This window comes from Adlercreutzia sp. (assembly GCF_056795635.1).
In genome coordinates this window covers 17841-42505 of record NZ_JBQIIT010000006.1, presented here as the reverse complement: position 1 = coordinate 42505, position 24665 = coordinate 17841, and the positions used below count along the sequence as shown (strand labels likewise).

The 24665-nt window shown below is 66.0% G+C and carries 19 protein-coding genes and 1 pseudogene; 11 read left to right on the top strand and 9 right to left on the bottom strand.

Annotation, left to right across the window (positions count from 1 at the left end; translation table 11 throughout):
* Position 1: 1 nt before the first annotated feature.
* Genes ACTOXK_RS05275 through ACTOXK_RS05255 form a run of 5 tightly spaced genes read right to left on the bottom strand, consistent with a single transcriptional unit; the run spans position 2 to position 5845 of the window.
* Positions 2-589, bottom strand: coding sequence for a 4Fe-4S dicluster domain-containing protein (locus tag ACTOXK_RS05275; RefSeq protein WP_482279868.1), 588 nt, complete (start codon positions 587-589; stop codon positions 2-4).
* Positions 590-3475: a molybdopterin-containing oxidoreductase family protein gene (locus tag ACTOXK_RS05270; RefSeq protein WP_482279867.1), complete on the bottom strand. Its 2886-nt coding sequence runs from the start codon at positions 3473-3475 to the stop codon at positions 590-592.
* 43 nt (positions 3476-3518) lie between these two features.
* The gene (locus ACTOXK_RS05265) at positions 3519-4199 is read right to left on the bottom strand and encodes a hypothetical protein (protein WP_482278074.1); all 681 of its coding nucleotides are present in this window, start codon (positions 4197-4199) and stop codon (positions 3519-3521) included.
* On the bottom strand, positions 4186-5223 hold the full coding sequence (locus ACTOXK_RS05260) for a 4Fe-4S binding protein (protein WP_482278075.1): 1038 nt from the start codon (positions 5221-5223) through the stop codon (positions 4186-4188). The genes ACTOXK_RS05265 and ACTOXK_RS05260 overlap by 14 nt, the downstream gene beginning before the upstream one ends.
* Complete coding sequence (locus tag ACTOXK_RS05255) at positions 5216-5845, bottom strand: 4Fe-4S dicluster domain-containing protein (RefSeq protein ID WP_482278076.1); 630 nt, start codon at positions 5843-5845, stop codon at positions 5216-5218. Before ACTOXK_RS05255 ends, ACTOXK_RS05260 begins: the two co-directional genes overlap by 8 nt.
* Before the next feature lie 266 nt (positions 5846-6111).
* Between ACTOXK_RS05255 and ACTOXK_RS05250 the strand changes: the two genes are divergently transcribed.
* Positions 6112-7632, top strand: coding sequence for a helix-turn-helix transcriptional regulator (locus tag ACTOXK_RS05250; RefSeq protein WP_482278077.1), 1521 nt, complete (start codon positions 6112-6114; stop codon positions 7630-7632).
* A gap of 293 nt (positions 7633-7925) precedes the next feature.
* Positions 7926-9308, top strand: coding sequence for an MFS transporter (locus tag ACTOXK_RS05245; RefSeq protein ID WP_482278078.1), 1383 nt, complete (start codon positions 7926-7928; stop codon positions 9306-9308).
* A gap of 103 nt (positions 9309-9411) precedes the next feature.
* On the opposite strand, the gene ACTOXK_RS05240 is transcribed toward ACTOXK_RS05245, so the two are convergent.
* From ACTOXK_RS05240 to ACTOXK_RS05230, 3 genes and pseudogenes are all read right to left on the bottom strand, one after another.
* On the bottom strand, positions 9412-9840 hold the full coding sequence (locus ACTOXK_RS05240) for a hypothetical protein (RefSeq protein ID WP_482278079.1): 429 nt from the start codon (positions 9838-9840) through the stop codon (positions 9412-9414).
* Positions 9833-10447, bottom strand: a pseudogene (locus ACTOXK_RS05235) (DUF3990 domain-containing protein); the annotation flags it as partial. The gene ACTOXK_RS05240 and the pseudogene ACTOXK_RS05235, both read right to left, overlap by 8 nt.
* 169 nt (positions 10448-10616) lie before the next feature.
* Entirely contained in the window at positions 10617-11942 is a 1326-nt protein-coding gene (locus ACTOXK_RS05230) for an ATP-binding protein (protein ID WP_482278080.1), read from the bottom strand.
* Between the two features lie 301 nt (positions 11943-12243).
* On the opposite strand from ACTOXK_RS05230, the gene ACTOXK_RS05225 reads away from it, so the two are divergent.
* Both ACTOXK_RS05225 and ACTOXK_RS05220 read left to right on the top strand, forming a co-directional pair.
* Positions 12244-12549: a YerC/YecD family TrpR-related protein gene (locus tag ACTOXK_RS05225; RefSeq protein WP_482278081.1), complete on the top strand. Its 306-nt coding sequence runs from the start codon at positions 12244-12246 to the stop codon at positions 12547-12549.
* A 1023-nt stretch (positions 12550-13572) separates the two neighbouring features.
* The gene (locus tag ACTOXK_RS05220; RefSeq protein WP_482278082.1) at positions 13573-14397 is read left to right on the top strand and encodes a hypothetical protein; all 825 of its coding nucleotides are present in this window, start codon (positions 13573-13575) and stop codon (positions 14395-14397) included.
* Between the two features lie 202 nt (positions 14398-14599).
* Here ACTOXK_RS05220 and ACTOXK_RS05215 read toward each other — a convergent pair whose 3' ends face one another.
* The gene (locus tag ACTOXK_RS05215) at positions 14600-16030 is read right to left on the bottom strand and encodes an aminopeptidase (RefSeq protein ID WP_482278083.1); all 1431 of its coding nucleotides are present in this window, start codon (positions 16028-16030) and stop codon (positions 14600-14602) included.
* Positions 16031-16308: 278 nt separating this feature from the next.
* On the opposite strand from ACTOXK_RS05215, the gene ngr reads away from it, so the two are divergent.
* From ngr to ACTOXK_RS05180, 7 genes are all read left to right on the top strand, one after another.
* Positions 16309-16917 (top strand): nigerythrin, encoded by a 609-nt coding sequence (gene ngr / locus ACTOXK_RS05210; RefSeq protein WP_482278084.1) that lies wholly within the window; start codon positions 16309-16311, stop codon positions 16915-16917.
* 294 nt (positions 16918-17211) lie between these two features.
* Entirely contained in the window at positions 17212-17565 is a 354-nt protein-coding gene (locus tag ACTOXK_RS05205) for a hypothetical protein (protein ID WP_482278085.1), read from the top strand.
* A gap of 26 nt (positions 17566-17591) precedes the next feature.
* Positions 17592-18389, top strand: coding sequence for a 7alpha-hydroxysteroid dehydrogenase (gene hdhA, locus ACTOXK_RS05200; protein WP_482278086.1), 798 nt, complete (start codon positions 17592-17594; stop codon positions 18387-18389).
* Positions 18390-18622: 233 nt separating this feature from the next.
* Positions 18623-20143 carry an IMP dehydrogenase gene (locus tag ACTOXK_RS05195; protein ID WP_482278087.1) on the top strand — a complete coding sequence of 507 codons (1521 nt, stop codon included), beginning with the start codon at positions 18623-18625 and terminating at the stop codon, positions 20141-20143.
* Positions 20144-20444: 301 nt separating this feature from the next.
* Positions 20445-22604: a hypothetical protein gene (locus tag ACTOXK_RS05190; RefSeq protein ID WP_482278088.1), complete on the top strand. Its 2160-nt coding sequence runs from the start codon at positions 20445-20447 to the stop codon at positions 22602-22604.
* A 3-nt stretch (positions 22605-22607) separates the two neighbouring features.
* Positions 22608-23606, top strand: coding sequence for a VanW family protein (locus ACTOXK_RS05185; protein ID WP_482278089.1), 999 nt, complete (start codon positions 22608-22610; stop codon positions 23604-23606).
* A gap of 176 nt (positions 23607-23782) precedes the next feature.
* Positions 23783-24568, top strand: coding sequence for a hypothetical protein (locus ACTOXK_RS05180; RefSeq protein WP_482278090.1), 786 nt, complete (start codon positions 23783-23785; stop codon positions 24566-24568).
* Positions 24569-24665: the final 97 nt, after the last annotated feature.

Below are 24665 nucleotides of genomic sequence, written 5' to 3'. Positions count from 1 at the left end.
GTTACACCAGCTCCTTCCAGCTTGCGATCTTGGGGGACAGGATGTAGCGCGTGAGTGGCTTGGCGTTGCCGGGGTCGGGCAGCGTGTGGATGGCCTCGTCCGGGTACTTCGCCAGCTCGCGGCACACGTCGGAGTCGGGGTCGTCGTAGTCGCCGAAGAAGCGGGCGCCGCAGTTGCAGTTGTGCACGCAGGCCGGCACGCCGTCGCCGTCAGCGGTGATCTGGGCGCACAGGGTGCACTTCTGCACCACGCCGGCGTCCTCGTTGAACTGGCGCACGCCGTAGGGACAGGCGTAGATGCAGTACTGGCAGCCGATGCACTTCTCCTTGTCGATGAGCACCATGCCCGTTTTCGGGTCGCGGTAGCTGGCCGCCGTGGGGCACACATGCACGCAGGCCGGGTTCTCGCACTGCTGGCACTGGGATGGCAGCCAGTACTTCTCCACGTCGGGGAAGGTGCCCGTGGGGCCCACGGCGATCACCTTGTTGTAGAAATGGCCCAGGGGCAGGTCGTTTTCCAGCTTGCACGCCACGATGCAGCTGTCGCAGCCGGAGCAACGATCCAGGTTGATCAGCAGGCCCTTGCGCATTTAGAACACCTCCTCGGTGACAGGTTCGCCCGAAAGCGTGGGCATGAACGGTTGGAACTGCTCGCTCTCGATCCAGATGCGCTCGGGGCGGGTGGTCTTCTCGATCTTCACCGTGAAGGCGCGGTAGCTGTTCGTGGCGAAGCAGGGGTTTTGGAACTCGTCGGCGGACATGATGTTGTAGCCGCACTCCTCGATGCCCGGGGTGATGGTCTCCTGGGTCTCGTCGAAGCACTCCGGGTTCCAAAAGCGCTCGGTGATGAGGACGCCGGGGGCAATGCCCTCGGTGAGGTAGGCCCGGGCATTGGAGGAGCCGCGCCGCGAGGTGATCTTCACCCAGTCCAAATGCTCGATGCCGTACTCGGCGGCCGTGGCCGGGTTGATCTTCAGCTCCGGGGCCGGCATGACCTCGCGCACGAAGGGAGCGTGGCGCATGGTGCCGTGGTGGAAGTGGGGCAGGCGCCCGGTGGTGATGACCAGCGGGTATTCCGGATCGTAGCCCGGCTGTCCCTCGAGGGGGCTTTCCGTGGGTTCCTTGAAGGTGCAGATGGGGTCGTAATCCTCGCAGGCCGGCTGATCGAAGGGGTACATGTAGGGGAAGCCGGTGCGGGCCAGGCGCAGCATGGCCTCGGAGTACACGTCCACCTTGCGCGACATGGTGGCGAACCCGCGGGGCAGCCCATCGCTCACCGGTTCCTTGTACTGGTAGTAGGCCATGTAGGTGTCCATGGGCTCTTCGGTGAAGCGGTGGTCGATGTCGTCGAGCATCGCCTGCCAACTCTCCTTGCCCATCTGCTCGGCCCACGCGGCCCGGGCCGCTTCCAGGCTCTCGAAGAACGGCACCTTGTAGGCGTCGGGGTCGAACACGTTCTCGGCGCCGAGCTTCTCCACGGCCGCTTCTGCCACCTGGTAGGGCGACACGAAGGGGTTCACGGTCTCGCCGAGGTGCGTCACCTGGCAGCGGGCGTAGTGGCGGTTGAAGTGGGTGCCCGGGGCCTCGTAGGAGTCGTACTCCAGCCACTCGTTGGTGGGCAGGAACAAGTCGACGGTCTGCACGGTGAACGAGGTCATGTTCGGATACTGCTGGATGACGAAGTCCTGCTGGTCGTAGGCCTTCTTCCATTCCAGGGACGGGCCCATGACCGCGTACTTGTTGCCGGACATCTCGTACATCACGCGCGGGCGGTAGGGCTCGCCGGTGGTGATGGCCAGCCGCAGCTCCTTGGGGGCGCAGGTCTGCCACTGGTGAGTGCCCTTATGCTCGTTGGCGCCCATGGTGTCGCAGCGGGACTGGAAGAAGTAGCGCTGCATCTCCTTGCCGTCGCGGCCCTTGGCGTCCCAGCCCGCCACAATCTCGTCCAACAGGCGGTCGTTCTCGCCCTTGGTGAGGCCGGTGGTCCAGCCCAGGCCGTAGCGCTCGAAGGTGGAGGAGAACACGCCCAGACGCTGGGTCGGGCGGTCAGGAGTGCGGCTGGCGGCGCCGTGGTTCTGGAAGGCGGAGCAGGGGGATTCCACGTAGCCGAGCAGCGCGTCGATGGCGAGCGCCCCCAAAGGCGCGGTGGAGGAGTTCTCCTGGTGGTCGGAGAACACGCCGTTGGAGAGGCCGCCGAAATCGGCGTTCGCGTACAGCTCGATGGCCTCGCGGATGCGCTCCGGATCGAGCCAGCAGGTCTCGCCGGCCGCCTCCAGGGTCCAGGGCTCCGCCTCCTCGCGGTAGATCTGGCCGGCGGTCTTGGCCTCCTTGCCGTTCACCGTGGCGGTGGTGAAGATGACCGGGTCAACGGCGCAATCCTCGGGAGCGGTGAAGGGGAAGGGCTGGATGGAATTGGTCTTGGCATCGAAGCACACGTAGGCCGGGGTGTCGTAGATACCCTTGGGATCGGCGGCCGGGTTCACGTAGTTGGGCCACACGTCCTCGGCCTTGTAGGCCAGGCGCGTGTCGGGGTTGATGAGGAAGGGCAGGTTCGTCCAGTGCTTCACGAACTCCTCATCGTACAGGTCGTTCTCGATGATGTGGTGAATCCAGGCTAGCATGAGGGCGCAGTCGGAGCCGGGCCGCACGGGCAGCCACACGTCGGCTTTGGAGGCCTCGGCGGTCAGGTACGGGTCCACCACGATGGTCTTGGCACCCAAGTTGGAACGGGCGTCGGTGAGGCCGTGGCCGCCGTGGGCCGCCTTCGACGAATGGGGCTGGCTGCCCCACAGCACGAAGACGCGCTCGGTGTCGTCGCGGCGGGTGCCGTCCAGCTCGGCGTTGTCAGTGATGCCCACCCAGCGGTCCACGTTATCCATGTCGACACAGCAGTTGAAGCCGACCGAGGTGGTGGACACGAAGTCGCGGGGCATGGCGCATTGGCAGGCGCCGGAGGCGAGCGAGTTGCAGCCGCCGAAGGTGTAGTCGAGGCCCGAGGTCTCCCATTCGATATAGGCACCGCCGCCTCCGCGGGCGCTCCAGTAGGAGTAGGGGCCGTACTTCTTCACGGCCGTGGCGATCTGCTCGCCGGCCAATTCCACGGCCTCGTCCCAGCTGATGGCCTCCCATTTGTTCTCGCCGCGCTCGCCGACGCGTTTCATGGGATGCAGCACGTGGCGGGGGCTGTAGACGGTCTGAATCTGGGACAGGCACTTCAGGCACACGCCGCCCTTGTTCAAGGGGCCGTCCGGGTCGCCCTCGATCTTCACGACGCGGCCGTCCTCGGTGTACACGCGCACCGGGCAGCAGTTGGTGCAGCCGTGGCAGGCGGTCTTGTGCATCACGCGCTCCACGGAGCCGTCGGCGAAGGCCTCGTCGGTGGCCTCCAACAGCGGGAGGGATGCGGCGCTTAAGGCCGCGCCGGTGGCCGCGGCGGCTTTCATGAAGCCCCGTCGGCTCAGGGTTGTCTGGGTCATCGCTTCCTCTCTTTCTTTCGTCTCTCGGGGTGGTGCGGTCGGTCTAGCTCAGTTCTTGCAGAATCTTCATTCCCCTCTCTGTGATCTTCCATCCATCGTTCCAGGCAAGGCCGCCCGAGCGTTCCAGTGCGTCCACGAAGAAGCTCGGCTGCAAGGGTTGGCTTGATGCGGTGCTCGCGAAGGTGGTGGCGGGCCGGGCGCGCAGCAGCGCCTCGATCTCCTTGAAGGTACGCTGCTCGCGGCAGAAATCCATGAGGTCCAGGTAGGTGCCCATCCGCTGGGGTACGAGGTCGAACAGGCGCCGCAGCCGCTTTTCGGGGGCGAGGTCGTCGGCCACCTGCTCGCCGACCGGCGTGGTCACCACGGCGTAGGCGAAGGTGGCGTCCTCGATCTCGTCGGGGGTGAGGCCCGCCTTAAACTGGAGTGTGAGCGGCGTGCCGGTCTCGTCCAGTTCCAGCCAGTACAGGCCGCCGGCGTGCACGAGGGTGCGGATGAGTCGGTAGGGGCTTTGGGCCACCGAGGCGAACTCGGGGCAGCCCCGGGCCGCTTCCTCGGCCTCGGCCAGCGGACGTTGGGTGGTGCAGAAGGCGAGGAGCTTCAGGAAGATCTCGCGGTGCAGGGGCGCCCGGTTCACCGTTTCGGTGAGGGACGCCACGGCCTCTTCGAAGGTGGCCTCGGCGCTGGCGTCGTCGGGGCGAGGCGCGGGCATGCTAGCGGTTTCCACGGGTCAGTCCTTTCTTCGTGAAGCGGATGGCGTCGGTGGGGCAGGCCTCGGCGCACTGGCCGCAGCGGGTGCACTCGGCCAGGGCCCTGTTTCCCAGATCCCCCGCCGGGTCGATGAACTCGGGGCAGACGGTGGCGCACACGGTGCAGGGCGTGCCATCTTTGCGCAGGCAGAGGTTGGGGTCGATCTTGGGGCGCGTGGCCTTGTTGAAGTTGGCCAGAAGCGCCATGAGGGCGCTGATGGGGCAGAAGCGGTGGCACCACTTCCGCAGCAGCGTGAGCTCGGCCACGATGATGAGGGGGAACACGATGAGGTCCAGCGTGGGCTCGTTGAACCCGACGAGGCGGTAGAGGGCGATGGCCGTGGCGAACGTGAGGCCCACCGGGCAGATGAGGCAGAACACGGGGAACCCGCACACCGCCGCCGACACCAGCGAGCCGCCGAGCACCACGTGGCGGCCGTCCACCTTCGCGAACCGCCGCTTCTTCGGCGAGGAGCCTTCGGCCATTGCGAAGCCGTTGGCGTCGGTGCCGGTACTGGCGCCGGTGTTCTTCACGCCCTCGCCGCCGGTGCTGTCTTGGCATCCCGCGCAACTTGCGCACCCGGTTAGCCGTGTGCTCACATGCTGGGCTGCCTCGGTGCGGGCCGCCTTGTCGGCTTCGCGGCGCTTTTTGCCCGACAGGAACCGATCCAGCGGCGGGATGGGGCACACCCAGCTGCAGAAGGCCTTGCCCACGAGCAGCACCACCACGGCGGCCACGACCAGGATGATGAGGGCTCGGGCTACGAAGGTTCCAGCGCCGAAGAGCGACTCCAACGCGCCCAGGGGGCATACCGCCGCGATGGACTCGTAGCCCACCGAGCAGAGGGTGCCCGAGCCGACGCCCGTCACCAGCCCGATCAGGAGGAGAGCGAATACGATGCCCGGGACATACCGGCGCACGCGGCTCACCTTCGAACGGCCTTCTTTCTTCGACGGCTTGGGAGACTGAACGGTCTTTCCGGTGGTCTTCGCCTTAGCCATGCCACACCTCCACGTTGATGCCGCGCCGGTTGCTGGCGTCGTAGTTGCGGTAGGCGCTCGTGGGGCACACGTACTCGCAGGCACCGCAGCCGTTGCAGCGTTCCTCGTCCACCACCAGGCGCCCATGCCCATCCAGGGCCAGGGCATCCCAAGTGCAGGCATCGATGCAGGGAGCGTTGCAGGTGCCCGAGATGCCGAACAGCTGGCACTCGTCCTCGTTCACCACGGCCATGCCGATCTTGTCCACGTAAGGGTCGAAGGTCGTGAGCGCTCCGGTGGGGCAGGCGGCGATGCAGCGGTACTCGCCGTTGCACATGTCGCAGTAGCCCTCGCGGAAGTCCATCAGGGGCAGCCGCGCCCCGATAATGCCGGGGGTCAGTCCCTCCACGCCGATGGCGGTGAGCTGACAGGCCGCCCGGCAGCGGTCGCAGCGGATGCAGGCGCCCCAGAACCGATCGGCGTCCTGGCCTCCGGGCGGTCGCAACGACTCGATCTCACCGCCGAAGGCCACGGTAGCGCCTCCGAAGGCCACCAGTCCGGCGGCCATGACAGCCCCGCCGACCAGGGACCGCCGGCTCAGACCCGGGGCCGTGGCGTTGGTGTCCTTCTCCTTCTTCCCCATCACGCGTCTCCTCTCCCGTGATTGCCCGAGGCTGCCGCAAGACGGCGGCAAGGGGTTTCTGGTACACTGCGGGAGGCTCATCCACTCGTCATTTCGAGCCTCCCTTGGCAGGCAAGGTTACGCGGACAAAGGGGTGCTGAACATTCTCCTAAACGCTGTAAAAACGGCAATATTCCCCTCCACCAAAACGCTTAGGTTCGGTGAAACCGCAGGTGGAGGGTGTTTAGCTATGGGAATGCCCCGTGAAGGGGAGAGGAGCGGGCACTATGGCAACCGATAGGGGCGCAGACGGGAACCTCTTTCCCGTGCGGTTTCTCGGGTTCGGGTTTTTCTGGGCATGGCTGTTTCTGGCGGGGGTGACGCCCTCGCCGCTCATCGGGGCGCCGACGGGTTTCGGCGGCGCGCCCTTTGAGATGATGGAGTTATCGGTGCGGGCTCTTGGACTCGTTGCGGCCCTGGTGGCGGCCCGTCCGCTGGCTACCCGGGCGGGCCAGTGGGCGCTGCTCGGCACGGGCGTGATCGCCAGTGCTGTTTCGGCGCCCTTGGTGCTGGCGGCCGGAGCGGTGCCGGCGGCGGCGAGCGCTTCGGCCGTCGCGGCCGCCCTCGGCGAGGTGTGCATGTTCCTTCTGTGGCTGTGCTTCTTCGGCTACATGAAGCTAGGCGAGACGTTTGTGCTGCTCGTGGGCGCCTACGCCATCGGCTCGGTGCTCTTCCTTCTGACGGTAGCCCTCGGCTTCAACGCCATGGCCGCTGCGGCGGTGCTGTTCCCCGTGCTGTCGGGAGCGGCCTTCGTGCTCTCGCAGCGCTTGAACGCCGCCCGCACGGGTGAGAACCTGTTCGGCGCTGCGGAGGGGGCCGCGGTGGGGGCCGAGGTCGCAGGCGAGGGCGTGCCGGCCGCGGCGGGGGAGGCGGCCGCTGGTCCTTGGGCTGCGGCTCGGGCCCGCATGGTGGGCCGCTCTCAGCAGGTGCGGGCCGCCGGGGGCCTCGTGCTGTACTCCTTCGCGTTCTCCGTTTCCTGCGGCATCGTGCTGTTCGCCGGCCCCGAGGCGTCGTTCACGGTGGAGCCCGTGGCCATGATCGCGCTCGGGCTCATCTGCCTCGCCTTCTTCAAAACTTCCCGCCACCCCGAGCGGCCCTATGCCCTTTACCGCGCCGTGGCCCCGCTCATGGGGCTCGGGTTTCTGCTCATGGTGGTGCCGGTACTGCCCGATGCCGTGGGCGGTTTTTGCGTGGCGCTCGGTTACGTGCTGTTCGAGCTACTCGTGCTGAACGACTGCTGCAACGTGGTGAAGGCCAACGACTCGTCGCTTTTGCGGGTGATGGCCGCCGCCCGGCTCGCCATCACCGTCGGCATGTTCGCCGGATGGCTTGTCGTGTTCGCCGCAGCCACGGCGGCGGGGATGCACGCCACCGTGGCGTTCCTCGTGGCGCTGGGCCTGTTCGCGGCCCTTCTGGCCGTATCCGTCGTGTTCACCGAACGCGATCTCGCCTCCCTGGCCTCGGTGGCTGACGATCGCGCTCTCGCCGAGCATGGCGCCGAGGGCCCAACCCGCGAGGAGGCGGCTGTGGCTTTTGCCGAGGCCCGGGGCCTCTCGCGGCGCGAGGCGGAGGTGGCCGCCTTTCTGCTGGCCGGTCGCACCACCAGCTTCGCCGCCGAGAAACTGTTCATCGCCGAGTCCACCGTGCGTGCTCACGTCCACAGCATCTACCGCAAGTGCGATGTCCACTCCCGCATGGAACTCATGGACGCCTTCGACGCCTTCTGGCTCGAGGAGCAGTCGCACTGATGCTCCCACGAGCCCGGCCTCAAGCCGTTTGATAAAGAAGTGATAAAGAGAAACGACTTCTCCGAGCAAGGTATCGGAGGGATCTTGGCTGTCTTCGGGCGACCGAATGCGCGCGTCGGTGCGGAAACGTTCGCGCTGTCTGTCCGTGACGATTCCGTGGCGGGCGGCCCTTTTGCGCTATACTAGCGGCTTGCAGAACGCGGCGAGGATTCTTCCTCGTATCTACGCTGCCTGCGGCCGTTCCCTGGGTTCCGCCGCGCTTCACGGTTCGGATACTGAGGAAAGGAAGGCCCATGCGCACTCCCTCGCTCAAGGCGCTGTTGGCGGTGTTCTACGGCTGCGGGTTTCTAGCTGGCTTCAACGAGAATTTGGTGAACATGGCCCTGGTGTCCATCATGGGTGATTTCGCCGTGGATGCCGTGACAGCCCAGTGGCTCGTCACCGGCTACATGATCGCCGTCACGGTGGTGGTCACCTGCATGGCCTACCTGTACCGGCGCCTCACCATGCGGGCACTGTTCTTTGCCGCCGCCGGGCTGAGTATTGTCGGTTCGCTCGGCGGCCTCGTGGCGCCGAACTTCGCGCTGTTGCTGGTGGCGCGGCTCGTGCAGGCCTTGGGTACCGGCGTGTTCATCCCGCTCATGATGAACGTCATCGTCGATCGCGTGCCCCACGAGAATATGGGCACCTACCTGGCCATCGGCTCGGCCATGATCACCATCGGTCCCGCCACGGCCCCTATTGTGACCGGCTTCATGGTGAGCGATCTGGGATGGCGCAGCGTGTTTACGGTGCCCCTGGTCGCTGCGGTGCTGCTGGCCGGGGCCGGCGCCTTCGTGGTGCGCGGCGGCCGCGAGGCGCAGCGCCAGCCCTTCGACGTGCCCTCGGCCCTGCTCGTGGCCGCGGGCGTGACGCTTTTGTCCGTGGGCCTCTCGGAAGTGGCCCTGCACCCGGCGGTGGGCGCTGCGGCCCTCATCGGCGCCGCCTTCGCCCTCGGCTGGTTCGCCCGGCGCCAGGTGCGCCTGACCCGCCCGCTCGTGTCCCTGGAGCCGGTGCGTCATGCCGCCTTCTGGCCGGCGGCCGTGCTCGTGATGATCACCATGATGACCTACTTCTCGCTCTCGGTCATGGCGCCGCTGTACTTCGAGGAGGCCGCGGGCCTGGCCGCCAGCACCGCCGGCGTGCTCATGGTGGCACCGGTGCTGGCCAACGCCACGGCATCGGTGCTGTCGGGCCGTGTGCTTGACCGTCGCGGGGAATGGCCCGTGCTGCCCGCAGGGCTCGGCATCGCCACCGCGGGGCTTCTCGTCACCATCGGCGGGGCACTCGCGGGCTCGGTGGCCGCGGCCACGGTGGGCATCTTCTTCGGCTACCTCGGCACGGGCATGGTGCTCTCGCCGGCCCAGACCGCCGGCCTGCGGCGTTTGCCCAACGAGCTGGATTCCCACGGCGTCACCCTCATGTCCATGGCCGTGCAGCTGTCCGCCTGCCTGGGGCCGGCCCTCTACATCGGCGTCATGAGCGCCGCCACGGCCGCCTTCGCCGTCACCGGCGCCCCGGCCGCTCAGGCCAGCGCGGAGGGCTTCGCCTGCGCCCTCGCCGTAGCCGCCGCCATAGCCCTCACCGGCGCCTCCCTCGCCCTCGCCTACGCCCGCAAGCTGCGGAAGGCCGCTTAATCCGGTTCGTATAGCCGCCCTTCAGCGCTTTCTTCGAAGGATAGTCTTTCCGCTAAACGGCCTGGAGAGCCATGGCTTTGAAAGGCACGGGCAAGGAAATCGCTTAGGCCTGCGACCGTTGCGCCGCCAGCTCCTTCAAGTTCTCGATGGCCATTTCCGGGTCGAGAGTGTGCATGCCGAGGTAAGCGCCGCCCATGGTGGCGGCGTCGGCGGTGGCATAGATAGCACGGCTCGTCTCGCCGGTGAGGTAGTGCCAAAAGCGATACAGCCAGCCAGTCCAGTACATGGGCTCGCGGCCCCAGGTAGTGCCGGCACGGGGAAGGCCGCCCACCTCGTCGTTCAGCTCTTCTAGCAGGTATTCCTCGCCGGCCCATTGCAGAAAGTCGAACGTTGCGTCCATGCGCCGGGCTACGTCGCTCTCCATGAAGGCGGCGATAAAGGCGGGGCAATCGTAGCCGTTGGCGCGGGCCAGCTCGAAGAGCCGCCCTTGGATGTCGCACAGCTGTCGTTGGTCCAATCGCAGGTCAGCCAAGGGGAACACCAGCTTCCAATATCTCGTCGAAGAAGCGCCCCTCACGGCGATAGTCGCGGCAGATACGCTCGGCCAAAGCCACTCCCTCGGCCCGGTTCGCCTCGTTCGTGGCAATCAGCTCGGCCCGCTCGGCTTCGCTGAGGTCTCGCTCATCCACGATGCGAATGGCATCGCAGGCGGCTTGGGTGAGCGCTACTACCTGGTTGCCCAGCTGCAGCGCGGAAAGGCTCTTTATAAGGGCGACGTCGGTGATGTCCCCGTTGAAGAACCGATCGAGCATGACGAACATGCGGTCGTTGGCAATGGGCCCGATGGCGACATCTGCTCCCTCAAGCACGGCGGCCGTCGCCGTATAGAGGTCGGTGCCTCGAGCCTGCTCCATCTTGCCGCGGTAATAGGCGACGACGAGGGCCCAGGTTGCGTCGGCAGAAAGCTCGCGCACATCAAGGCCGTCAAGATCGAGTTCCAGGGTGTACAGGCGCGCATCGGGAAAATCGCAGATCAGCGTAAGCGGCTGCATGGGCTCGGTGCCCAGGTAGAAGCCCCGCCCGAAGTCGCACCGATCTCGGCTGATAGGCACAATGGGTCCGTCAATGCTGTGACGCGAGCCATGGTAGAGAAGCGCGGGACCTCCTTCGAGTTAGCGCGAATAGTCTTCGCAGCCAGTATAGTGGAAACAGGCGTAGCGCGGGTTTCACGTCCAGCTGAAAAGGCCTCGCAATAAAAGGACAATAATTCGCCGTTCTCCCAGGGCCCGGAGTCGCGCACTTCGGGCCCTATCGGTTGTTCCCCTGGAGCTCCTTGAACCACTCAGGTAGCAGACCTGCGGCGTACAGGGGCAGGTTCACCACCCAGTCTTGCTCCTTGAAGGGGGAAAGCGACAGGCGCAGACCGCGGCCGAGGTGGTTGCGCTCTACGAACAGGCGCAGGCTTTTCGCTTTCAGGTTCGTGGTCGCCTTCGCTTCGACGGCTACGACGGAGCGGCCGTAATCGTACACGAAGTCGACTTCGCCCGAGGAGTTCTCGGCCGACCAATAGTAGGGAACCACCTTGCCCGATGCCACCAGCTCTTGGCATACGTAGTTTTCCGTAAGGGCACCCTTGAACTCGGAAAACAGTTTGTGGCCGTCAACGAGAACCGAGGCATCGAGGCGGCTTGCAGCGCCCAGAAGTCCAACGTCGAACAGATAGATCTTGAAAGCGTCCCTGTCCTCATAGGAGGAGAGGGGCAGCCCCGGTTTCGTGATGCGGTTGACGCGCAGGAGCAGCCCTGCGTCCACGAGCCACTGGATGGCCTCTTCGTAGCCGCGGGCACGGGCGCCGGTGCGCACCGCGGAGTAGACGAACTTCTTGTTCTCGCGGGCAAGCTGGCCGGGGGCAGAGTTCCACACGAGCCGTATTTTTTCAGCGAGGGCGGCGTCGGCATACTTGGAAAAATCGTGCTCGTAGTCGAAGAGCAGCCGGTTCTGCTGCTTCCGTGCCTCGCTGAAGCTGCCCGTATCCAAAAATGTTTGAACCACCTCGGGCATGCCGCCGATGAAGTAGTAGGTGCGCAGCTGCTCTATGTAGCGCTCGGAAAGGGAGGCGGCCAAGGCCAGATTGCCCTCGCGCAGGGTGCTGAGCATGAGCTCATTGCCTGTTGCAATCAGGAACTCATCAAAGGTCATGGGATAGATGAACAGGTGGTCAACTTTCCCGACGGGGAAGGAAGTGCCCCGATGGAGGGCGACCCCCAAAAGCGAACCGGCAGCGATGAGGGCGGTTTCGGGCCTGCGTTCGGCGAACGATTTGAGAGACGTGAGTGCCCGTGGGCATTCCTGGATCTCGTCGAACACCACGAGGGTATTCGGGTCCTTGGCGTTGACGCCGGTGTACAGGGTGACGGCGTCGAGCAGCCTTGAGGGAGCCAGCTCGCCCTCGAATTGCCGGACCAGAGCCTCGTCTTCAAGAAAGTTCACATAGGCGACCTTCGCGAAATTGTCGCGCCCGAACTTCTTAATGAGCCACGTTTTGCCCACCTGCCGCGCTCCTTGTACGAGCAGGGGGCGCCGATGGGTCGAATTCTTCCAGGCAACCAGGTCTTTTAGGGCAAATCGCTCCATGGCAACAACCTCCTTTCCGCTGCTGTCAGAATACCATGTTCGCAAGTGTTGCTGGAGCTGGAAGCTAATTTTCCGCCTGAAAAGTGGCATGGATGCCAATTATTCCGACTAAAAAATGGCGCGAATGCCAAAAGTTCCGACTAAAAAGTGGCACATTGGGGTGTTCGGGGCGGGGGCGGCTGAGAATGGGCGTTCTCCGAAACGGCTTCGCCACTCTACTGTGTTGGAGTACAATGGTCCTTACTTACTTATAGGGCTGGCGGCAGGCCTTTCGGGCTTGCGAGGTGTGGGAGGACATACGATGGCGGAAATTCGCACGGCGGAAGTGGACGACCTTCTGAAGGTGCTCGCGGCGATGGACGATCCGGACGCCATCTTCGCGCTGTTGGAAGACCTGTTCACCGTGCGCGAGATTCGCGAGATCGCCCAGCGCCTCGGGGTGGCACGGCTGCTGGCGGCGGGGAAGTCCTACGCGGCCATCGAGGCGGAAACGGGTGCCTCGGCCACCACGATCGCCCGGGTTTCCAAATGCCTCAGCTACGGTGCCGGCGGCTACGGGCGCGCCCTGGCCATTCTAGGCGAGGAGCCTCCCGCCAAGGCATCGTAGCGCGCATCGTCGAACCCGCCGTGGCCGGGCAAAGGATGGGGGCCGCATTCCCATGGAGGGCAGCTTCTGGGAATGGGGACGGGGAGTCCCCTGGATTCCCGACGCCGTTTATTCCGTAGAAAAGAAGTGAGGCGGCCTGGGGAGGGCCGCCTCGTGCAGGGTTCGAGAACGGATTGGGGAGATCTCGTTCTCGCGGAAGCGGGCCTGTTGAGGGGATGCTCGCTTCCAAAAGAGAGAAGAAGGAAAGGAAAGGGAAAGGAGGAGGTTTCTGCTCTTTTCTCCGTTTCGCTGATCGCAGTATAGGCCCTCATTCCTCAGGGAGAAGGTCAGCGATGCGCTTAGTTACCGTCGTGTAAATAAGCGTCCATCTTCCCGTGACAATTCGCCATCGGCCGTTTCTGGCGAGGCCCGGGCCATTCTCCGCGGATCGGTCGGCGCCTGGGGGAGGCGAGGACATTTCGGCTGAGCGCTTTCGGGCTGAGCGACTTGTGGAGAAAGTGTAAACCACGGTTAACACCCTTGATCAGTCGTGAGAGTTAACGTACTATAACTTTTGTCAGAAGGGGCACGGGCCGACGGAAGATCACCAGATCAACCGAAGGTTCTGCAACTGGAAGACACCTCCTCTCTTCTTGTTTTATGGGGTGGCGAGTGCATCTCCTCGTCTCGCGCTCGCCACCACGAAACCCGCAGGACCTCCCCTCCCTGCGGGTTTCGTGTTTCTGGGGCTTCTTTTCCGGAAGAAAGGGCGCTCACTTCCGCGCCGTTTTCCCGACGAACGCCGCATGCACCCAGGGCGTTACCTTGGTTGACGCAGCGTGAACCTTGAGGTCGAAGGTGCATATTTCTCCCGTATAACGCCACGATTTCTAGGAAAACAATCCCATGGCGCGGCCCTGACGGCACCCCTGCGCGCTCTTCGCCGGTCCCTCGTTCCCCTCATCATGTCCCTAGGGCTTCCCCTGGGGAAGCGCCTTCCCGTCCATCGAGCACGGACCTCTCAGTAAGGGAATGGTGATTGACATGAAACTTCGCTTTTTGGGCACGGCGGCTCTCTCCGGCCTGTTCGCGCTGAGCCTGGCCGGCTGTGCGGCCACGCAGACCGATCAGCCGACCGCCCTGGACAACGGGGCTCCGGCGACCGTTGAGACGGTTGAGGAAACTGAAGAGGTGGTGACGGCCGAGCCGGTTGATGAGGCCACGGCCGAACAGGAGGCGGCGAGCCCCGCCGCGCTCCAGATTGTCGATTCCGGTTGGTTCGCTGCCGACAACGGCATGGTCGACTTTGCCGTGAAAGTGCAGAACCCCAACAAGACCGTCGAGGCGGTGGATCCCGTCATCGAGGTGGTGGGCAAGGACGAGGCCGGCAACGTGATCTTCGACGAGACCATCGAGACCCCCGGCGTATTGCCCGATTCCACCTATTACTATTCCTATGTGGCCGGCTCTACGGCGAGTAAGGGTGCCGATGCCACGACGAGCGCCAAGCCCGCGACGGTAGACTTCACCATCACGACTCCCGAGGGCTCTTGGCAGGCCACCGAGCAGAAGCTCGGCGACGTGTACACCGTCACCGACGGCGGAGCTGCCGACACCGAGTTCGGCGCCAAGGAGTTCACGGGCACCGTGACCGCGAGCGAACAGCTTGACGGCGCCACCCAGTCGCGGGTCGATGTGATCCTGCTCGACCAGGACGGCAAGATCGAGGGCGGTTACTTCAAGATCGTCGACACCGAGCCGGGCAAGGCCGCCGACTACGACATCTACGCCGTGGGCGCTCCCGAATTCGCCAGCTACGCCGTGTACGCGAGCCCCTGGGCCGAAGAAGCTGCTGAGACTGCCGAGTAGGGAAGTACAGCGCGACAATCGCGTACCACTCCGCCGCGGGGGCCTTGCCTTCTCCGGCAAGAACGTCGCCGCAGCCACCGGGGCGGGATGCCGGGTGGGACACCTTACCCGGTAAGGTGTCCCACCCGTGAAACCAGGAAGGGCTCCCCGCGGGGAGCCCTTCGGCATAGGTGGGGGTTGGGTCGGGGCTCGGGCAGCCGGCCTAGGAGGCGTCGCGCAGGAAGGCCTCGTAGCCGCGCTGGGCCTCGTAGATGTCGGCCTTGCTCGTCACTTCCCAGGGGGCGTGCATGGAGAGCACGGCCACGCCGGAATCGATGACGTCCATGCCGTACTTCGCGGGAATGTAGGCGATGGTCCCGCCGCCGCCCGCATCCACGCGGCCGAGCTCGGCGGTTTGGAAGCTCACGCCGGCATCGTCCATGATGCGGCGCACGAGGGCCACGTACTCGGCCGAGGCGTCGTTGGAGCCGCTCTTGCCGCGGGCGCCGGTGTACTTGTTGAACACGAGGCCACGGCCCAGATAGGCGGAGTTCTTCGCCTCGTAGACGCTCGCGTAGGCCGGATCGAAGCCGGCGGACACGTCCGAGGACAGCATACGGGAGCGGGTGAGGGCCCGGCGCAGGGCGAGGGGGCCGTCCTCCCCGGCCAGGGCCATGATCTCGGCGATGGTGTTCTCGAAGAACATCGAGGCCATGCCCGAGGCACCCACGCTGCCAATCTCCTCTTTGTCCACCAGCACGCACACGGCGGTGCGGGCGGGCACATCATCGCCCAGGGCCAGCTGGGCCGCCAGCGACGTGTAGGCGCAGACGCGGTCGTCCTGGCCGTAACCGATGACCATGGAGCGGTCCAGCCCCAGGTCGCGGGCACGGCCGGCGGGCACCACTTCCAGCTCGGCGGAGAGGAAATCCTCCTCGGCAATGCCGTACTTGTCGGCCAGAAGCGACAGCACCAGGGCCTTCACCGGGTCCTTGGGAGCTTCGGCCTTCTCAATATCGGAGGAGTCGGAGGGGTCGGCGGTGCTCACCAGCGGCCGATTGCCCACGAGCACATCCAGATCCTCGCCTTCCACCACCTTCGAGCCCTTCTTGTCCAGCTGCTGGGCACCCAAGTGCGGCAGAAGGTCGGTCACGCAGAACACCGGGTCGGCGGGATCCTCGCCGATGTTCACCTCCACCACGGTGCCGTCGGTTTGGGCCACCACGCCGTGCAGGGCCAAGGGCAGGGCCGTCCACTGGTAGTTCTTGATGCCGCCGTAGTAATGAGTGTCCAGAAGCGCGAAATCGTTGGCCTCGTACAGCGGGTTCTGCTTGATATCCAGGCGCGGCGAGTCGATGTGGGCCCCCAGGATGTTCAGACCCGCGGCCATAGGCTCGCTGCCCACGTGCACGAGGATGACCGCCTTGCCCTGGGCGCAGGCCCACAGCTTGCTGCCCGGGCCCACCGGGGTGCCGGCGGCGATGCAGTCGGCCAGGGAATCGTAGCCGACGTCCTCGGCTGCGGCGATGGCTGCCGCGGCGCATTCCCGCTCGGTCTTGTTCACGGAAATGAATTCGATATAGTCGGCGGCCAGCGCCTCCAGGGCGGTCAGGGCCGCCTCGTCGTATTGCTTCCAGGCCACTTCGCGTTCCATAAAACCTCGTTTCTCGAAGGTGCGAATGCTTGTCTTCAGTATGCTACGAAACCGCAACGGATGGGCGCAAGGCCAAGGAAAAACCAGGGCCCGTGCCCCATAATGGCCCGTGGACGAAAGATCGCCGCGACTGCTGCGCGATGGTCCCCGGGCGGGCGAAGTAAGGGGTTTGTGAAGCCTCGCAGTTTCGCTCGCGCGAGGCGCTGGGCGCACTATACTGTCAGGCGGCCATTTTTCAAGCGGCCGAAGCAAGAAGACGAACAAGAAGGAGCGATTCCATGAATCTGCGTGATGTTATTCCTACCGCCGAGAACTCCAGCAACTTCAACGTGGTCCCCGAGGCCATCACCGAGGTGGGCACCACCCTGGAGAACCTGAAGGCCGCCGTCTGCGGCGAGACCGGTGCTTCCGCCAAGTACGCCGCCTGCGCCGTGGCCGCCAAGGATCAGGGCTTTGACCAGATCGCCCGCCTGTTCGAGGCCACCAGCGCCGCCGAGCAGATCCACATCGGCCTGGAGGCCGGCGTGATCACCGAGATGGAGCCGGGCTACGAGCGTCCCGCCGCCCCCGAGGCCGAGGGCATCGCCACCGATCTGAACCTCATCGCCGGCGCCCTGGGCGAGATCTACGAGACCTCCGACATGTACCCGAACTTCATCAAGGTCGCCATCGACGAGGGCAACAAGAAGGCCGAGATGGTGTTCACCCGCGCCAAGCTGGCCGAGGCCGTGCACGCCGAGCTGTACATGGACGCCTACAACAACATCGACGCCCCCACCGACGAGGCCTACTACCTGTGCCCCATCTGCGGCTACATCCACAAGGGCGACGACTTCGAGAAGTGCCCCATCTGCTTTACCCCGGCCGACAAGTTCCGCAAGTTCTAAGCTCTCTGCGGAAAACGAGTCTGACGAAAGCGGCTGCCCTGCGGGTGGCCGCTTTTTGCATAGTTGCGGTCAGCCAACCGACGGAATATGCACGAGATCGCGAGTTATGAGCCTCTGCACAAGACACTTTCAAGAGAAATTATCGTAAAGCATATAAATTGGAAGTAGGAAGGCCTTCTTAGACGCTGATAATTCGAGATCTTGTGCAAAAACAGGGTGATTCGTTGACGAAGAATGGCGTTTTGAGTGTAGGATGGGATCGTTGGAAGTTGCTTGCGAAGGAGGTGAGAGGGTATGTCGAAGAAGCGCAAGCGGGCGCATCCGGTGCAGCCGGCGAAGCCGAAGGACGCCGTCGTGTGGCGACAGTCGGCCGAGGAGGCGACGCTGGCGGCCAAACCGCGCTACAACGGGTTCGCCTGCGGCCACGGGGCCCACGGGTCCGCGAAATACAGCCGCGCAAAGACCAAACAGGCGTGGAAACGCCAGATGCGACAAGAAGGAGCCCCTCGGGGCTCCTTCCCTTTTCTGGGCCCGCGCGGGTTGCGGACGGGCGCCTTCGGCAACGGGCGTGAAACGGGTGAGAGCGGTCACTCCCTTTCGCGCGCGGCCTTTTCTATGATGGGGGCGTTGTCTGTTCACCGGGCTTAAGGCCCGGATGCGCGAAAGGATTCCCCATGCGGCTGCAAGATAAAGTGGTGGTAGTGACGGCGGCGACGCGCGGTATCGGCGCGGCCATCGTGAAGGCGTGCGCCCAGGAAGGCGCCACTGCCTACATCGGTGCGCGCAATCTGGAGCGGGCCCAGGCTGAGGCCGACGAGCTGGCTGCGGCGGGTCTGCACGTGAAGTGCGTCTACAACGACGCGAGCAAGCCCGACAGCTACCAGTCCATGATCGATACGGTGGTGGCCGCCGAGGGTCGCATCGACGGCCTTGTGAACAACTTCGGCGGCACGAACCCGGCCGAGGACAAGGACCTGCTGAACAGCACCTACGATTCCTTCCTGGCCGGGCTCGACGCCAACGTGGGCAGCGTCTTTCTCGGTTGCCGGGCGGCGGCTCGCGAAATGGCGAAGGCCGGCGGCGGTTCCCTCGTGAACATCAGCTCCATCGCCGGCAGCGTGCCCGATATCAGCCAGCTGGCCTACGGCACGGCGAAGGCGGCCATCAACCACATGACGAAGTCCATGGCCGTGCAGCTGGCCCGGGCGAACATCCGCGTGAACGCCGTGGCCCCGGGCATGACCGCCGCCGACGCCGTGGCCGACAACCTCTCCGACGAGTTCAAGGCCTTCTTCCTGCGCCACATTCCCCTGGGCCGCATGGCCGACCCGGCCGACATCGCCGCGGCCGTGGTGTACTTCCTCGGCGACGAGAGCGCCTCCACCACCGGCCAGCTGCTGGAAGTCTCCGGCGGCTTCGGCCTGGCCACGCCCATCTTCGCCGACGCCATGGACGCCGCCGTGGCGCGGTAGGGGAGGCTAGCGGCGGGACGGCCGTCGGAGCTCCATGGCGGTCGCTCCGCCGTGGCGCGCTCGGAGGAGGCCCCACTGCTGCGGGGCCGCTCCGCCGTGGCGCGGTAGGAGAGGCGCTGCCGCCATGGGCCGCTGCCGAAAATATGGCGGCGCTCTGGTGCATGTTCCCTTCTCGTCCTATAATGGGTCAATTACTGGAATCCAGGGCACCGAGTGGAAGAAGGAGCGCAGCCGTGGCCTACTATTTCGATGAACCGTCCCGTACCTTCAACGAGTACCTGTTGGTCCCGGGCCATACGCCCGCCGATTGCGTGCCGGCCCGCGTCAGCCTGAAGACGCCGCTGGTGAAGTACCGCAAGGGCGAGGAGGACTGCCCCCTCGAGCTGTCCGTGCCCATGGTGTCCGCCATCATGGCCGCCGTGTCCGACGACAAGATGGCCGTGGCCCTGGCCACCGAGGGCGGCCTGTCGTTCATCTACGGCAACCAGTCCATCGAGGACGAGGCCGCCATGGTGGCCCGCGTGAAGGACTACAAGGCCGGCTTCGTCACTTCCGACGCGAACCTCTCGCCGGACATGACCCTCGGCGAAGTGGTGGATCTGAAGGAGGAATTCGGCCACTCCACCATGCCCGTCACCGCCGACGGCAGCGCCCACGGCAAGCTGTTGGGCATCGTCACCGAGCGCGACTACCGCCTCTCCCGCATGTCCCTGGACGAGAAGGTGGCCGACTTCATGACCCCCCGCGAGAAGCTCGTGGTGGCCCCGGCCGACACCTCCCTCAAGGAGGCCAACGACATCATCTGGGAGCACAAGCTGAACTCCCTGCCCATCGTGGACGCCGACGATCACCTGGTGGCGCTCGTGTTCCGCAAGGACTACGACTCCCACAAGTCCAACCCCGACGAGCTGCTCGACTCCCACAAGCGCTACATGGTGGGCGCGGGCATCAACTCCCGCGACTACGCCGAGCGCATTCCGGCGCTGGTGGAGGCCGGCGCCGACGTGCTGTGCATCGACAGCTCCGAGGGCTATTCCGACTGGCAGAAGCTGACCATCGAATGGGTGCGCGAGCACTACGGCGACTCCGTGAAGATCGGCGCGGGCAACGTGGTGGACGCCGAGGGCTTCCGCTTCCTCGCCGACGCGGGCGCCGACTTCATCAAGATTGGTATCGGCGGCGGCTCCATCTGCATCACCCGCGAGACCAAGGGTATCGGCCGCGGTCAGGCCACGGCCACCATCGAGGTGGCGAAGGCCCGCGACGAGTACTTCCGCGAGACCGGCGTGTACGTTCCCATCTGCTCCGATGGCGGCATCGTGTACGACCACCACATCTCGCTCGCCCTGGCCATGGGCGCCGACTTCGTTATGCTCGGCCGCTACTTCGCCCGCTTCGACGAGAGTCCCTCGGCCAAGGTCATGGTGAACGGCACCTACATGAAGGAGTACTGGGGCGAGGGGAGTGCCCGCGCTCGCAACTGGCAGCGCTATGACCTGGGCGGCAAGAAGAAGAACCTCTCCTTCGAGGAGGGTGTCGACTCCTATGTGCCCTACGCCGGCAGCCTGAAGGACAACATGGCCATCACCCTGCTGAAGCTGAAGTCCACCATGTGCAACTGCGGCGCGCTCACCATCCCCGAGTTCCAGGACAAGGCGAAGCTCACCCTGGTGAGCGCCACCTCCATCGTGGAGGGCGGCGCCCACGACGTCCTGCTGAAGGACAAGGCTCCCTACGCGAGCAACACCCGCTAGGAGGTGCCCCAAAAGGCTTGGAAGGGAAGGCGGCTCTGCGGGGCCGCCTTCTGCGTTGCGGGTCGGGGGTGCCCCCGGGCTGCTTCCGGATGGGCCGCCCGGGGGCGCCAAAGTGTCCTGCGTGGCGCTGCCGGGTCGGAGGTGCCCGCGGACTGCTCGCAGGGCGCTGGAACGACCGAAAATCCGCTGGTTGTGTCTATAATTCTAAGAAATTGACGTTCTCGTGCCGTCATTCTTGACGGATGCTATACTGCCCTTTTAATGGATAAGACCGCCATTTTGCAAGAGGGAAGGACGTGACGTGGGCAATATGTCGATCGGCATCGCGCTCTTTGTGCTGATCATTATCGTTGGCCTCATCATCGGGCTGCGCCTCAGCTCGACGTCTCCCCAGCGCCGTGCCGTGGCGGTTTCCTTCGTCCTCATGGCCCTGGTGGCTGCTGCGTTCTGGGCCGTGGCCATGGGCGCCTCCCAGGTGTGGACGGCTCCCTTCTTCGCCATCGCTTGCATCGTCGTTCCCGTGGCCGCCTACAGCGGCATCATGAAGGCCTCGAAGTCCTCCCGTCCCGAGCCGAAGCGCCGCGAGGACGGGCGCCCGCGCCAGGCCAAGACCGGATCGGCCCTGGAGGCCGCCGTCATGCCCGTGGCCCCCAACCACCCCGTGAACGAATTCCGCGACCTCCATAATGCGCCGGAAGCGGCCGATGGGGAAGAGCGGCGCGATGAGATCGCCAGCGCAGCGGAGACGGTCGAGGAGAAGGCGCCGGTGGCTGCTCCGGCTGCCGAGGATGCCGAGGCGGTTTCGGCCGAGACGGCCGGGGCTGCGGAAGAGAGCGGCACTGCCCCCAAGGCCGACGAGCCCCAGGAGCGGGCCGAGCGCACCGAGGCGTTCATCGAAGAGTATCTGATCGAGCAGAACGAGGGCGAGGACGGCATGTTCGAGCCCGAGATGGCCCCCTCCCTCCAGCCTCGCACCGAGGCGCCCCATACGACCTCCACCATGATGATGACGGTGCCCTTCCCGGAGGGCGACGAGCAGTACCTCGTGGTGTCCGACACCACGTCGGTGCCCAACCCCATCCTCGCTTACAAGCGCACCACCTCGTCCCACTTGGTGCCCCTGGGCGCTTCCCGTCGCGGCGTTCATGCCAAGCCGTCGGCAGAGGCCGAGGAGGCTGCCGCGCAGAGCCGCCAGACCGCCGCGCCGGCCGCCGAGCCGCGCGCCGCCGCTCCGCTGCCCCAGGTGGAGGAGCCGGTGGAGCTGGAAGAGCCCGCCCTCGGCGAGCCGCCGGCCAGCGTGGACTTCGCCGCCATCTTCCGCGAGGCTCCCAAGGACGACAGCGCTCCCGTGGCCCCGCAGCTGGAGCTCGATTTCACGCCGCGTCCGGAAAGCCCTTTCAAGCCGGCGTTCCGCCCGGTGGCCAAGCACGCCCCCGCGGCCTCGGCCCCGGCTGCCCGCACGGCCGCTCCGGCTTCCCCGACCGAGGGGCGTTCTGCCGTGGAGCCCCGCCGCGCTGCCGAAGTTGCCGCCGAGCCCCGCCGCGGCGAGGAGGCGGTCGCCCCGGCTCGGTCGGCTGCGGAGCCCCGGCCCGAGCGTCGCATCGTCGAGTCGGGCATCTGCCCCGCTGTCGAGCCTCGCCGGGTTGAAGAGGCGCCGGTGCAGCGGCCCGTTGACGAGCCGCGCGTTGCCGCGTTCCGTTCGGAACCCGAGCTCCGGCCCGCAGCCGTCCCGGCTGCGACCGAACAGCGCGCTCCCATCGAGGAGCGCCCCGTGGCCGTTCCCGCGGCAGAGCCCGTGGCCGCCGCCATGGCCGCCGCTGCGGCCCCCGCGGCTCCGGCGCCCGCGCCGACCGCGATCGCTGTCGAGCCCGTAGCTCCGGCACCCGCATCGGCCCCGATTGCCTCCGCGTCCGCACCGGCTGCCGCATCGGCCCCAGTTGTCCCCGAGCCCGCGCCGGCTGCGGCCCCGTCCCCGGCCGCCCCCATCTCCGAGCCGACCGTGGCACCGGCCCCCGAGCCCGCACCGGTTGTGGAGCCCGCGGCTGCCCCCGTCCTGCGTCCCGAGCCCCCGGTCGCCGCGACAGTCTCGGCCATCCCGGCCCCGGCCACCCCGGCCACCCCAACTCCGGTCCCGGTCGCCGAGCCCGCGCCGACCCCCGAGTCTGCACCGGCTCCCGCTGCCGCCTCCACGCGCGATGCGCGTTACAACGAGTTCATCACCAAGGCCCAGGGCCTGCGCGACAAGGGCCTGTTCCCCGTGGCTGCCCGTCTCTACGGCGAGGCCGCTGCGGCTGCGTCCTCCACGTCGGAGGCTCGCCGCGCCCGCTTCGAGGAGATGGCCTGCTACGTGAAGGCCGGCCAGGGCGACAAGGCCCGCGCTCTCGCAGCCGAGCTGCGCAACGCCAGTGTGCTCACCCGCATCGAGCGCATCAAGCTCGACGCCGTCGAGAGGATGGGATAGCCCATGGCCCCCACCCCTCGTCCCACGCTTCGCCAAAGTGACAGCCGTCCCTCGGCCAGTCGCGCTGCGGCCGAGCGCCCGGTCGAGCCGCGCGTGCCGGCGGATCGCCCCGCCTTCGGCCGCCGTCCGCGCATGCCCGTCGCCTCGCCCTACGTGGCCCCCTTCGTGGCCGTGTGCGCCGTGGCCCTTTCCGCCTGCATGGCCTTCGGCAACCCGGTGCTGTGGACCGGGGCCGACCAGTTCCTCGATCCGGAGTCCCTCTCCGACCAGCCCGCTCCGGCCGATCCCGGCACTTCCGAAGAGGAGACGGAGCAGCCCGAGGAGTCCGGCCTGGAGGTCGTCGGCAGCTATCAGGCCATTTCCCAGAGCGACGACCCCGGCCGTCGCGAGAATATTCGCCTGGCCACCGAGGCCATCGACGGCACGGTCATCGAGCCCGGCGGCACGTTCTCCTTCAACGACGTGGTGGGCAATACCTCGGCTGAGCGCGGCTACCAGGAGGCGGCCGTCATTCGCGACGGGCAAGTGGCCCAGGGCGATGGCGGCGGCGTGTGCCAGGTGTCCACGGCCCTCTACATCGCCGCCGTGAAGGCCGATATGGAAATCGTGGAGCGCCATCCCCACTCGGTGCCCTCAGACTACGCCCCCATCGGCCTCGATGCCACCATCGTCTACGGCTCCTTCGACCTGCGCCTGAAGAACAATACCGACGAGCCCATGATCATCCATGCCAAGGCCGTGGGGCAGACGGTGGACGTGTCCATCGAGGGCGCGCCGCTGCCCGAGGGGCGCACGGTGGACGCCACGTCCCAGATCGTGAGCCGCTACGAGCGTGACGATGCCGCCGGCACCTCGCGCCAGTACTACGTGTCCGAGGCCTTCCGCGTGTACTACCAGGATGGCGAGCGCACCACGCGCGACCTGCTGTCGAGCGACATCTACCAGGTTGACGAGACGACGCCCGTGACCACCTCCGAGGGAAGCGTCGACCCGAACAAATAGGGCCGCCCCGGCTTTCGCCCCCTCGTGCTCCGGCGCCCTTGATTTTCCCCGGACAGAGCAAACCTCTCCGACTTCTCGCTGTTGCGGGCGCGGGTTTCGCCTATAATGAAGCCTACCTGCAAGAAAGAGCGCCACGGCTGCCCCGCGCGGCCTGCTCCCTCGAGAAAGAGCTGAAGATGGAGACTAATGAGTCCATTCTCGTTCGCAACGTCGTGGGCCTGGACGACCGCCGGGTCATCGGCAAGATGCGCGAACTGCGCGTCAATTGCGACACCCTTGCCGTAAGCCACTACATCGTGGCGAGCGCCACCACCAACGCCCCTCTCGCGCTTCCCTTCGATCGCGCCCTGGCCATCGGCGACACCTTTGTGACGGTGCAGTCTCGCGAGAACTTCCTGGCCGCCTCCGATCCCGAGGCCCAGGCCCTCATCGCCGATGGTTTCAAGCTCGTGGGCGTGGAGGCCTACAGCCGCACCGGTAACAAGCTGGGCACCGTGGCCACCTACGACTTCGATCCGGTCTACGGCACCGTGACGAGCGTGACCCTGGACGACGGCACCGTGTTCGCTGCCGATACCTTCGTCTTCTTCGCCCCCGAGTTCGTCTTCGTCGACAACGGCGCCAAGACGGCCGCTGAGCTGCGCGCCGGCGTTGCCGAGGCCGAGGTTGAGGAGGCCGTGATCGAGGAGGTGGCCGACGAAGAGGTGGCCGCTGAGGACGATGCCGAAGAGGCCGTTGAGGCCGAGGAAGCCGCCGAGGAGGCTGCCGAGGCCGGCCCCGAGCTGTCCGCTGAGGATGCCCAGCTCGTGGAGCTGCTCGTGGGCGCCACCCTGGTGGACGACGTGGCCAGCGAGGACGGCTCCTTCACCGTGGCGAAGGGTACCGTGCTCACCCGCGAGATCGTGGACGACGCCATCGCCCACGACGCGCTGCTGCTGCTGACCCTGGCTGCCGACCTGTAAAAAAGGGACACTCTTAACCCGGTAACCTTGTTCCAGCTGGGACACTCTTACCAGGTAAAGCCGTCCCACTCCATTGCTTGACTTGAGGCGCACCCTG